This window comes from Undibacterium sp. TJN25, from assembly GCF_049339885.1.
GTDB lineage: Bacteria > Pseudomonadota > Gammaproteobacteria > Burkholderiales > Burkholderiaceae_D > Undibacterium.
Genome location: NZ_JBMPPM010000006.1, coordinates 144,748 through 156,583 on the forward strand (window position 1 = coordinate 144,748; position 11,836 = coordinate 156,583).

At 56.7% G+C, this 11,836-nt stretch carries 11 protein-coding genes; 2 read left to right on the plus strand and 9 right to left on the minus strand.

All coding sequences use genetic code 11. The annotated features are described in order from the left end of the window. Position 1: 1 nt before the first annotated feature. Both ACO0LO_RS16290 and ACO0LO_RS16295 read right to left on the minus strand, forming a co-directional pair. Positions 2-607, minus strand: a complete 606-nt coding sequence (locus tag ACO0LO_RS16290) for a hypothetical protein (protein ID WP_422965319.1) — start codon at positions 605-607, stop codon at positions 2-4. Positions 608-889: 282 nt separating this feature from the next. Then, complete coding sequence (locus ACO0LO_RS16295; RefSeq protein WP_422965320.1) at positions 890-1,630, minus strand: hypothetical protein; 741 nt, start codon at positions 1,628-1,630, stop codon at positions 890-892. 473 nt (positions 1,631-2,103) lie between these two features. On the opposite strand from ACO0LO_RS16295, the gene ACO0LO_RS16300 reads away from it, so the two are divergent. Further along, a complete protein-coding gene (locus tag ACO0LO_RS16300; RefSeq protein ID WP_422965322.1) occupies positions 2,104-2,691 on the plus strand; it encodes a winged helix DNA-binding protein in 588 nt (195 codons plus the stop codon). Between the two features lie 217 nt (positions 2,692-2,908). On the opposite strand, the gene ACO0LO_RS16305 is transcribed toward ACO0LO_RS16300, so the two are convergent. The 5 genes from ACO0LO_RS16305 to ACO0LO_RS16325 all read right to left on the minus strand — a co-directional run bounded on the left by ACO0LO_RS16305 (position 2,909) and on the right by ACO0LO_RS16325 (position 6,855). Further along, complete coding sequence (locus ACO0LO_RS16305) at positions 2,909-3,433, minus strand: phosphatidylglycerophosphatase A (RefSeq protein WP_422965324.1); 525 nt, start codon at positions 3,431-3,433, stop codon at positions 2,909-2,911. Between the two features lie 4 nt (positions 3,434-3,437). Continuing rightward, a complete protein-coding gene (gene thiL, locus ACO0LO_RS16310) occupies positions 3,438-4,436 on the minus strand; it encodes a thiamine-phosphate kinase (protein ID WP_422965326.1) in 999 nt (332 codons plus the stop codon). Positions 4,437-4,651: 215 nt separating this feature from the next. After that, positions 4,652-5,821: an FAD-dependent oxidoreductase gene (locus ACO0LO_RS16315; RefSeq protein WP_422965327.1), complete on the minus strand. Its 1,170-nt coding sequence runs from the start codon at positions 5,819-5,821 to the stop codon at positions 4,652-4,654. Positions 5,822-6,162: 341 nt separating this feature from the next. After that, positions 6,163-6,327 carry a rubredoxin gene (locus ACO0LO_RS16320; RefSeq protein ID WP_422965329.1) on the minus strand — a complete coding sequence of 55 codons (165 nt, stop codon included), beginning with the start codon at positions 6,325-6,327 and terminating at the stop codon, positions 6,163-6,165. Between the two features lie 39 nt (positions 6,328-6,366). Then, positions 6,367-6,855 carry a rubrerythrin family protein gene (locus ACO0LO_RS16325; RefSeq protein ID WP_422965331.1) on the minus strand — a complete coding sequence of 163 codons (489 nt, stop codon included), beginning with the start codon at positions 6,853-6,855 and terminating at the stop codon, positions 6,367-6,369. A 266-nt stretch (positions 6,856-7,121) separates the two neighbouring features. On the opposite strand from ACO0LO_RS16325, the gene ACO0LO_RS16330 reads away from it, so the two are divergent. Further along, positions 7,122-9,437 (plus strand): NADP-dependent malic enzyme, encoded by a 2,316-nt coding sequence (locus tag ACO0LO_RS16330; RefSeq protein ID WP_422965333.1) that lies wholly within the window; start codon positions 7,122-7,124, stop codon positions 9,435-9,437. A gap of 828 nt (positions 9,438-10,265) precedes the next feature. On the opposite strand, the gene ACO0LO_RS16335 is transcribed toward ACO0LO_RS16330, so the two are convergent. Further along, positions 10,266-11,168 (minus strand): 5'-nucleotidase, encoded by a 903-nt coding sequence (locus tag ACO0LO_RS16335; protein WP_422965335.1) that lies wholly within the window; start codon positions 11,166-11,168, stop codon positions 10,266-10,268. Positions 11,169-11,421: 253 nt separating this feature from the next. Beyond that, positions 11,422-11,646: a hypothetical protein gene (locus ACO0LO_RS16340; protein WP_422965337.1), complete on the minus strand. Its 225-nt coding sequence runs from the start codon at positions 11,644-11,646 to the stop codon at positions 11,422-11,424. Positions 11,647-11,836 lie beyond the last annotated feature (190 nt).

Below are 11,836 nucleotides of genomic sequence, written 5' to 3' on the forward strand. Positions count from 1 at the left end.
TTTAGGTGAGACGCTGGTGTTGTACCTCCCGGACCAGCGGATAAAGACCACCGTCGGCAGCGTCGCTGAGAGCCTCTTGCGAGTCGTCCCTGCCGCTTACACCGCCGCTAACGCTCACGCGATTGCTCGCCTTTGCGCCATTCTGCCGCATGGTAACGTGCAGCGCAACCTGCAGAGATGCCTGCAGAGCAACTTCCACCCGACCATCGACCACCGAAGTTTGAATGATTCTCATTTCAGCCTTTTCCATTCGCCCGTTGAAGTTAATCGCAACAATGAGCGCAACAATTACGACGAAATTTTGTCGCATTGAAGCAAACGAGGCGAAATGCGGAAATTTCTCGCGCTTCGACGTTTGCAGCGCACCCGCGTCCCTGCTTTGAGACTGCACCACACGTTTGCTATTCGCCTTCCCAACAACTCCGGGAGTAGAAAGCGAAGTACCAAGTGTAGCCCCGTCGGCAGCGTCGCTGAGAGCCTCTTGCGAGTCGTCCCTGCCGCTTACACCGCCGCTAACGCTCACGCGATTGCTCGCCTTTGCGCCATTAGGCCGCATGGTAACGTGCAGCGCAACCTGCAGAGATGCCTGAGGGTGCAACCACTTCATCGATTTTACCTCAATTCAGTATGGATATAGCGCCGCAAAATTGCTTAATTTCTCAGCGAGAATACTGGCGCCATTTTGGCTTTCAAGTCCAGGTACAGTAGCCTAAAGTCTGTTAACTCTCCGGAACCAATACATCAATTTCTATCAGTGGTCGCGCGCTTGTCTGCTTATAAGGAATCTGACGCACGATGTGATCCTCCTTTGATATCAGGTTTCTTAGTATTAAACTCATTGGTGTCCTTACTCAAGTTTTTGTCTTTCGATGCGAGTGAATGTTTGGGGTCAATGCTCCAGCCCAGGCGCATATCGCGCTCTTGTCGGCCTGCTTGTAGGAGGAGAACTGAACTCCTCATCATCGCCATCATCCCCGTTCTCCATCCGCATCAGCTGTGCATGCAGTTCCGCCGTACTCAGCCTTGCCTGTATCTTTGTTATTTTTTGGTGGCCGGGCGCGTCGGCAGCAACGCTGTCGACAGCTAACACGTCAGTGTTAGCGGGGTGTTGACCTTTGTCTTGCTCCTGCTCTTGTTCCTGTTCCTGTTCTTGGCTTCGATGCCCCCTCGAACGGGCTTCCGGCGGGCTTCCTGTCTCCCTGCTGCCCCTTCTGCTGCGGATCAGGCAGAATGCATCGACGTATTTTTCGTAAAAAGCCCCCAGGAAGGGATTGTCAGGGAGCCTGTCATATTCGGACTGTATGCCGGCGCATCTTTTGTCCTTGGGGTTGAGCTGTGCCTCTACCTGGAAGCGCGCCATGTTGGGCACCCACACCATCTGGCTGTCTTCGTCGTACTGGCAAAAGCCGGCCTGTATGCAGCAGTGCAGCGCCTGGTGCACGCTGGCCGCGTCCAGCCCGGTCTCATGCACGATGATGGCTTTGGGCAGGTAGTACAGGCCCAGCATGTTGGACAGCGGCGCGGTCATCAGGTACAGGGCCAGCAGCTGGGAGTGGTCGCCGCGTTTACGCAGTTCGCGGCCGGTGCCGCCTATCCACAAAGACGGAGTCACTTTGGCGTAGGGCCTCATGCGCGGGCTCCTTTGCCGGTGTACAGGCTTGAAAGGCGCTTGGGGTATCTGTTCATGATTCTTCCTTTGTAGTGGGATGTTGTGATTTCATATTTACCGCATGGATTGCCGGTGCATTGATTTTATTCGAGAATGAATATATTATTCAACATGAAATTGCGAAAGTGAAAAATTAAAATTCATTTGAGAATATTTCGACAAAATCAGGCTGAAAAGCGGGTTTTACTTTTGAGGCCATGCCGGACTTGAATAGACGGAATCAAGCGGAGGAGGGTACAGCAGAAGATTTATCGATAAATAGTCTCATTAATTCGGTACTTTTATAGAGAAATAGATCTAAATATATTAGCGTTTCAATCAAAAAATGCGTGTTTAAATCGCCTGCTGCAAGGTAATATGATGTTAAATGTTCGCAAGCCCGGCCGCTATCCGTGGCCGGCCGTCACCTCAACGACATCATCAGGAGACCCCGTATGTCGGCAACAAAAACCAAGAGCAAGGCCAGTCTGAGCCAGGCCACATCTTCTGCCTCCGCTGGCGCGGGAAGCGGATCGGTACCGCGGGTGCCCATCGTTTCCTCCGCACATCTGGCGCAGGGGCGCAGCGCGGAACTGAGCGAATTTGAATTCGGCATGATCATCGCCGGCAATGCCTTCAACCGCTGGGCGGTGCGTTGCATGGCCGCTGCCGGCATGAAGGACATGACGATTACCGACGTGCTGGTGCTGCACCACATCAACCACCGCGCGCGTGAAAAGAAGCTGGCCGACATTGCCTTCATCCTCAATATTGAAGACACGCATATTGTCAATTACTCGCTGAAGAAGCTGCAGGCGCTGGAGTTGGTGCAAACCGAAAAGCGCGGCAAGGAAGTGCTGTATTCGACCAATGAGGCAGGGCAGGCGGTATGCAAGCGCTATTACGATATCCGCGAGCAGGTGCTGGTGTCCGGCCTTACCGGCGACGGCACCGAGAGTTTTGAACTGAGCGAGCTGGCGCGCTTCCTGCGCGTGCTGTCCGGCCTGTATGAGCAGGCGGCGCGGGCAGCGACCTCCTTGTAAGCATCCGCCGCTTTTGCAATAAAAGCCCGTCTATGTTTATCAGGCGGGCTTTTATTTTTTGTAGGGTGCAATAGCAAAGCGTATTGCACCGCTTGCCGTTAAAAAAGAAATGCCTCTATTTTTAATGCATCTATCAACATTACCAGGCAAGGCTGGGCAATGCGGGCCGCCCGGTGCAATACACTTTGCTATTGCACCCTACGGTTTTGCTGGCAGCTTATATCACCCGCCACAGCGCAAACAGCAGCAGTGTATAAAAGGCAGCCACGATATCGTCCCACATTACGCCGAAACCGCCCTTGATGTGCTGGTCGAACCAGCGTATCGGCGGCGGCTTGACCATGTCGAAAAAGCGGAACCAGACAAAGGCCCAGCACTGCGTGGAAAAATCGGCCGGCATGATGAAGATCAGCACCAGCCAGAAGGCGATGATCTCGTCCCACACCATGCTGCCGTGGTCGGAGATGCCCATATTGCGGCCGGTGACCTGGCAGGCCCAGCAGCCGATGAAATAGCCCACGATGATGATGATGGACCAGTTGAAGGCGGTGAACAGTTGCGGCCAGCGCGAGGTCAGCACATCGAAGGCCAGCCACGCGAACAGCGTGCCGGAGGTGCCGGGCATGATGGGCGACAGGCCGCTGCCGAAACCCTGGGCCAGGAAGTGGGCCGGGTGTCCCAGCATGAAGCGCGCGGTGGGCCGGATGATCTTCGCCGTCTGGCCTTGTTCGAGAGTGGTCATGGGTTCAGGCTGTGGTGAAGTGGTCGAAGGAGTGGATGTGCATGTCCACAGGCTGGCCCGCGGCATCCAGCAGGCGCAGCCCGGCCGCCTGTTCTATGCTGCCGATGCGGGTAACGGGCGTGCCGCTGGCGGCACCCGCAGCGATGACGGCGGCGCGGTTTTCTGCGGGGGCGGTGAAGCAGAGCTCATAGTCGTCGCCGCCGGACAGCGTATAGCGCCTGCGGATATCCGGCGCCTGCGTGCTGAGGATGGGGCCGGCCGGCAGTGCATCCAGCTGCAGGCTGGCGCCCACGCCGGAGCGTTCCAGGATATGCCCGAGGTCGCCGGCCAGGCCGTCTGAAATATCCAGTGTCGCATGCGCAATGCCGCGCAGGGCCAGGCCCAGCTCTATACGCGGGCTGGGCTGGTGCATGCGCTGCGCCGCCTGCACATGTTCTCTGGCCTCCATGCGTATCACATCCGGATGTTCCTTCCAGTAACCGGCCAGCGCCAGCCGCGCATCGCCCAGCGTGCCGGAGACCCAGATATCGTCACCCACGCGGGCAGCATCGCGCCGCAACGCCAGGCCGGGCGGGATCTCGCCGAAGATGGTGATGCAGATATTCAACGGCCCCTTGGTGGTGTCGCCGCCTATCAGCGCGCACTGGTAGCGGTCTGCCAGCGCCAGCAGCCCGGCGGAAAACGGCGCCAGCCATTCTGCCTTGGCTTCCGGCAAAGACAGCGCCAAAGTAAAGGCCAGCGGTTTGGCGCCCATGGCGGCCAGGTCGGACAGGTTCACCGCCAGGCATTTATGGCCGAGCATGAAGGGATCGGCGTCGGCAAAAAAATGGCGGCCGGACACCAGCATGTCACTGGAAACGGCCAGCTGCATGCCGGGGGAGGGATTGAGCAAGGCGCAATCGTCGCCTATGCCCAGCGCGATGCGTGGATCAGCCAGCGCAGCAGCCGCCGTTGCCGCGGGGCGGGCGAAATAGTGTTTGATGAGATCGAATTCGGACAGCATGCCGGTATTGTACAGAAGCTTGCCGGGCTGGGGCTGTTTGGCGAGGGATTGCCTGGGACCCTAGCCCGGATGCAGCGTAGCGTAATCCGGGAGCATACCGGCGGCCTGTGGGCCATTTCCCGGATTGCGCTGCGCTACATCCAGGCTACAGAGTTTCGGATTTTTAAGATTGGTTTACCTTATTTCCTCTCCCGCACGCGGGAGAGGGGATATTTCTAGCCTGCCAGTTCGGCCAGCAGGGCCTGGCGCAATGCCGCGTCCTGCGGGGCAATCGCAAAGCCGGACAGCACGTCCTGCTCATTGTAGAAGCGGCAGATGGTGCTGGTCTCGCGCTGTTCCACTTCCCATCGGCCGGTGGGTGTGTGATGCGGCGCGGGGCTGACCAGGGCCAGCGGGTAGCTCGGGGTTTTGACGATGACAGGGCTGGGTTTCAGGTCGATGTCGGTCGGGATGCCGGTCAGCGTTTTGGCGATGGCGCGGGCGGCGCTCATCAGCGGGGCGATGTACGGCAGGATGCGGCTGCTGCCGTCTTCGGAAAACGTGTATTGCGCGCAGTCTCCCAGGGCATACACATCCGGCGCGCTGGTCTTGCCGGTGGTGTCTATCAGGATGCCGCGGTCAGTGACGAGTTTGGCCGCCTCCGCCACGCGCAGGTCTGGTCGCAGGCCGACTGCTGATAAAACCACATTGCTGTCCACGGTGTCGCCATTGGCCAGCGTAATGCTCAGCGCATCGCCGTTCTTGTCTATGCTGGCGGCAGTGGTGCCTAGCTTCAGCTGGATGTTGCGGCCCGTCAGCGCAGTATGCAAGCCCAGCGATAATGCGGCGGGAGCCAAGGCGGCCAGCGGCATGGGGTTGGGGTCGATCAGCGTGACCAGGTGGCCGGCGCCTGCGAGGTCGTCGGCGAACTCGCAGCCTATCAGGCCGGCGCCGAGGATCGCGACTTTGGCCGGATGCGGCAGTTGGGCGATCTGGTCACGGAACACGGTGTAATCGGCGATATCGTTGACGGACAGGACTTGATCGGCCGCGTTGCCTGCAATGTTCAGTCGTATCGGCTTGGCCCCGGTGGCGATGACCAGTTTATCGTATTCAAAATTACCGGCGCTGGTGGCGACGGTTTTGGCAGCGGTGTCGATGTTGTTGACGGTAGTTTTGGTGAGTATCGTGGCGCCGGTCTGTTCCGCCATCTTCTCCACGCTTTGCGTGACCAGCTGCGCGGCCTGCTTGTTCTGCGCGAATGCGTTGGACAGCATGGGCTTGGAATAGAAGCCGCCGTTGTCGGCGGTGATGATCAGCAGCGGCGTGGTTTTATCCAGCTTACGGAATTCCCGGGCTACTGTGTAGCCGGCCAGGCCTGTGCCTATGATGAGGATGGGGGTCATGATGATTATCTTATTTATGCTGCGCTTTATAATTCAAGCACACATCGTTGATACAGATCGGGGGTGGCCCGACAGCCGCTCATTTTTTCTTGCTTAGTCACCTGGGCGACCGCAGACTTGCCCTGCGGGTGATGGGGCAAAGTCCCATCACATTTTGCGCATCATAAAATGCCACATTCCAAGCGGGGTAAGTCAACGGCAGAGGCAACCAGGCCTGCTTTATTCAGTCCTTGCACACTGAGAAATGTAGCCTGGATGGAGCGCAGCGCAATCCGGGAGTGTTCCGCAGGCCGCAGTATACCAGCCGTAAGCCCCAAACTGCCCGCGCCGCCTTCCTTGCTTTAAATCTCAACCATCTCAAAATCCGCCTTGGCGACGCCGCAATCCGGGCATTCCCAGTCTTCCGGGATATCAACCCAGCGGGTGCCTGGGGCCAGGCCTTCTTCTGGCAGGCCGGCTGATTCGTCGTAGATGAAGCCGCATACGATGCATTGGTAAGTTTTCATGATGTTCTCTGGTTTCAATGTAAATGGATGGAGTAAGAATTACGCGGCTTTGGCGGCGTTCAGTACGGACTGGTAGTGGTTGGCATGGCGCTCTTCCACCTTGGCCAGTGCGGCGAAGCGTTTGGCGGCGATTTCCAGCGTGCGTTTGAACTGTTCTGCGTGGACGCGGGATTCTTCTATCTGTTCGTCGTATTCGGCGACCGCGGCGTCATTGCCTTCCTGGATAGCGAGGTGGCGGAATTTTGGATACATTTCTGTGTATTCATAAGTTTCGCCTTCAATCGCTATTTCCAGCGCCTTGACCGGGGTCAGCTGGTTTTTCGGGTACAGCAGGTCCAGGTGGCCGAAGGCATGCATCACTTCCTGGTCGGCGGTGGCTTCAAAGGCTTTTGCCACTTCCTCTGCGCCGGCTTCGCGGGCAATCTTGGCGAAGTAGCGGTATTTGATATGGGCCATGGATTCGCCGGCGAAGGCGGCTTCCAGGTTTTCGATGGTGACGGATTTCACTGCGTTGGCTTGGGTGCTCATGGCTTTTCCTATCAGGGTGGGTGTTCGTGTTTAAATTTGCTATCAATGTGAAGCAGATGATAGGGTAAAGACTATCATCTGAATAATTGATTGTTTATACTGAAGTGATAGTAAATCCCTATATGCCAGTTCCCGATACTCCTAAAAATTGCATTTGTTTATGTTTAAAAGTCATAGCAGTCGTACAAATACGTATGAAGTTAGAGGACTCCCTCTGTTAAAATCGTAAGCTTTCAGTAAGCCAAAAAGAAGGAAGGTTCCTCAGCATGGATTCGTCATCAGCAGATCAAAAAGAACAAATGCGTCAGCAGTTACGTCAGGCAGCCTTGGAATACCATGAGTGTCCGACACCCGGCAAAATCAGCGTCACGCCGACCAAACAACTGACGAACCAACGTGATCTTGCCCTGGCGTATTCCCCTGGTGTGGCGGCTCCTTGCGAAGAGATCGTTGCCGATCCTGCCGCGGCCTTCAAATACACGGCGCGCGGCAACCTGGTGGGCGTGATCACCAACGGTACCGCAGTGCTGGGCCTGGGCAATATCGGCCCTCTGGCGTCCAAGCCAGTGATGGAAGGCAAGGGCGTGCTGTTCAAGAAATTTGCCGGCATCGACGTATTCGACATCGAGATCAATGAGCTGGACCCGGACAAGCTGGTGGATATCATCGCTTCGCTGGAACCGACTTTCGGCGGCATCAACCTGGAAGACATCAAGGCGCCGGAGTGCTTCTATATAGAACGCAAGCTGCGCGACCGCATGAAGATTCCCGTCTTCCATGATGACCAGCACGGCACGGCGATCATCGTCGGCGCGGCGATCCTGAACGGACTGAAAGTGGTCGGCAAGAGCATCAAGGAATGCAAGCTGGTGGTTTCCGGCGCGGGCGCTGCTGCGCTGGCCTGCCTGGACCTGATCGTCGATATCGGCTTCCCGATCGAAAACATTTTTGTCACCGACCTGGCCGGCGTCGTCTACAAAGGACGCGTCGAACTGATGGACCCGGACAAGGAACGCTTTGCGCAGGACACTTCCGCGCGCAGCCTGGCGGAAGTGATTGACGGCGCCGACGTTTTCCTCGGCTTGTCTGCCGGCGGCGTGCTGAAGCAGGACATGGTCAAAAAGATGGCCGCCAAACCGCTGATCCTGGCGCTGGCCAACCCGAATCCGGAAATCCTGCCGGAAGACGTCAAGGCAGTACGCGACGACGCCATCATGGCAACCGGCCGTTCGGATTATCCGAACCAGGTCAACAACGTGCTGTGCTTCCCGTATATTTTCCGCGGCGCGCTGGATTGCGGCGCGACCACGATCACGCGTGAGATGGAAATTGCCGTTGTGCACGCGATTGCCGAACTGGCGCAGGCGGAACAGTCCGACGTCGTCGCTTCTGCCTATGGCATCAGCAACCTGTCCTTCGGCCCTGAATACCTGATCCCTAAACCGTTCGACCCGCGCCTGATGATCAAGATCGCGCCGGCAGTTGCCAAGGCAGCGGAAGAATCCGGCGTGGCCGCCCGTCCTATCAAGGACATGCAGGCGTATGTCGACAAGCTGCAGCAGTTTGTCTACCACAGCGGCACCTTCATGAAGCCGCTGTTCCAGGTCGCCAAGAAGGCCGAAACAGAACGCAAGCGTATCGTCTACGCCGAAGGCGAAGAAGAGCGCGTACTGCGCGCCGTGCAGGTCATCGTCGATGAAAACCTGGCCAAGCCTATCCTGGTCGGACGTCCCAACATCCTGGCGGAACGCATTGTCAAATTCGGCCTGCGCCTGCGTGCCGGCGTGGATTTTGAAGTCATCAATCCGGAGCACGACGACCGCTATCGCGATTACTGGCAGACCTACTACAACATGACCAACCGCCAGGGCAATACGCAGGAATACGCGAAGCTGGAAATGCGCCGCCGCCATTCGCTGATCGGCGCGATGATGATCCACAAGGGCGATGCCGACGGCATGATCTGCGGCACTTTCGGCACTACCGGCCTGCACCTGAAGTACATCAACCAGGTGCTGGGCAAGCGCGAAGGCGTCAATGTCTACGCCGCAATGAATGCACTGATCCTGCCGGATCGCCAGGTTGTGCTGGTCGATACCCACGTCAACGAAAACCCGACTGCGGAACAGATCGCGGAAATCACGATCCTGGCTGCGGAAGAAATGCGCCGCTTCGGCATCCTGCCGCGCGCCGCCTTGCTGTCGCATTCCAACTTCGGTTCCAGCGACAGCGAATCCGCCAAGAAAATGCGCGCCGCGCTGGAGATCATCAAACGCGATGCGCCAGACCTGGAAGTCGACGGTGAAATGCACGGCGACACCGCGCTGGATGCGTCCTACCGTAAGAAAATGATGCCAAGCACCACGCTGACCGGCGATGCCAACCTGCTGGTCATGCCGAATATCGATGCGGCCAACATTTCCTACAACCTGCTGAAAACCACCGCCGGCAACAACATCGCCATCGGTCCTATCCTGCTGGGTTGCGCCAAGCCTGTGCACATCCTCACACCGTCTGCTACGGTGCGCAGGATTGTGAATATGACGGCCTTGTGTGTGGTGGATGCGGTAGCGCAAAGGTAAGCTTTACGCTTGGCGGCTTTGGCTGCCTTGCCTGTGAATGAGAGCCGGGTTCCTTTTTGGAAGCCCGGCTTTTTTTATTTAATATTTCGTTTATTTGAGTGAGCAGATGTTTTTAGATTGCTGGCCGGGGTAGCCCGGCGGCTACTCACGCTCTCTTGGCGGGAATACGTCTGGGTATCTTTACACCTAGATCTTCGTGGGTACAGGCCGGGGGTGGCCCGGCAGCCACTCACTTTTTCTTGCTTCGCCAAGAAAAAGTAAGCAAAAAGAAGGCGACCGCAGACTTGCCCTTCGGGTGATGACACTGCGTGCCATCACATTTTGTGCGCTACAAAAAATGGGAAACAGACGAAACTCGCTACGCTCAAACAACGTCTGTTTCTGATCCATTTTCTGTATCGCACAAAATGCCGCGTCCCGAGCGGATGAAGGGCAACAGCAACAGCAACAGCAACCAGCTTCTCCAATTTTTGATAGCACTAATCTGCTAAAGCCAAGCTGGCCTGGTGCGGCGGTTGGGGTTGTTTTTGACGTTAAATCCGCTGGGGACGCAGCATTTTGTGCGTTACAGAAAATGGATCAGAAACAGACGTTGTTTGAGCCGCAGGCGAGTTTCGTCTGTTTCCCATTTTTTGTAATGCAGCAAAATGTGATGAAGCTTTGCTTCATCACCCGAAGGGCAAGTCTGCGGTCGCCTTTTGTTTGCTTACTTTATTTTGGCGAAGCAAAATAAAGTGAGTGGCTGTCGGGCCACCCCGACGTGCATCCACGAAGTAAAAACGTAATAGTTTCATCCAGACATATTCACGCTTGCACAAAGCCAAAAGCTCACTGCTTAATCGGCACCCTGCCAGTTTGCACAAAACTAGCCGCCCGTATGCAATGTCCATGCTGGTCATCAAAAAACATGTGCGGCTTGAATGCTGCCAGTACCGCTGATTTCGCGACTCCCCCCATGAAAAAGGTTTCGTCGATGGCGATGTTCCAGGCTCGTAGCGTGCGGATCACGCGTTCGTGTGCGGGGGAGGAGCGGGCGGTGACGAGGGCGGTGCGCAGCGGGAAGGCGCGGCCGTCTTCGCTCTTGAAATTATTCTGCAGATAGGACAGCGCCACCAGCAGCCGGGCGAAAGGGCCTTCCGGTAGCGGCTTCAGCGCGTTTTCCCTTTCATGCTGCTCAAAGGCTTCTATGCCCTGCTCCTGGAAGATGCGTTCTGACTCGTCGGAGAAGATGACGGCATCGCCGTCGAAGGCGATGCGGATCTGGCCCAGGTCTTCCATCGCATTGTCGGGCATCTGGTATAGCAGCGCCGAGGCAATGCCGGAGTTGATGGCGGCCTGCACATCATCTTCATGCAGCGACAGGAACAGGCTGACGTTGAAGGCTTCCAGGTAGGGCGACAGCGGCGCTCCACCGGACAGCGCCGCGCGGGTGATGTCCAGGCCGTAGTGGCGGATGGAATTGAAGATGCGCAGCGAGGTTTCGGACGAGTTGCGCGACATGATGACCACTTCGACAAAGCGGTGGTTCGGCGTCAGTTCGTTCAGTTTCAGCAGGGCGCGCACCAGCGCAAAACCGGCGCCGGGTTGCAGCACATTGTTTTCATTGTCCAGCTGGTGCTGCCGGTAAGCTTCCAGGCCGTCGTTCTGGAAGATCGTTTCTTCCGCTTCCAGATCGAACAGTGCGCGGGAAGAGATGCCGATGACGAGCAGGTTGTCCAGGGAAAATGCCATGTGTGCTACCGGGAAGAGGGAATGATCCGATTATAAGCAGGAAAGGCGTCCGGTGCTGGAATAAACCCAGGCTTTTGCAGGCGACGCACGCCGCCGGTGAAAAGTAGGGTGCAATAGCAAAGCGTATTGCACCGTGTGTACCAGGCCGATTGACCAGACCAGGCGCTTGCTTGTGAATGAAAGCGGTGCGATACGCTTTGCTATCGCACCCTACGCATGCTGGTGGCTTACGACGCTGCGCACGGCAACTTGCTTACAGCTCCTTGTTGCGCTTGACGCGGGCTTCCCTGTAGGGCGTATCGCTGAACTTGCGGTCAAATTCGACGACCTTGGAAATCACGCCCGGTATCGACGTTTCATGTTCATGCACGCGTTTGACGCGCACCGACGCTGTCTGGCTTGCAGAAGGCGAGTTCTGCTGGCCGCCAAACTGCGCATTCGGCCAGGATGGTTTTGGATCTGAAGATGCTTTGGGCATACGGGCTCCATAAGAAGGACAAATACCTAAGCTTAGCAGCGGTGTTCGCAGACTTCTGTTAAAGAGTTCACATAAGCCGGATTTTGCGCAGGACTAATGTAGGGGCTGTATATGGTAGCTACGACAAAAGTGGCTTTGGGAATTGTGTTTGGCTTTTAGTGCGAAGTGTTAAAATGTCAATTTTTGTGAC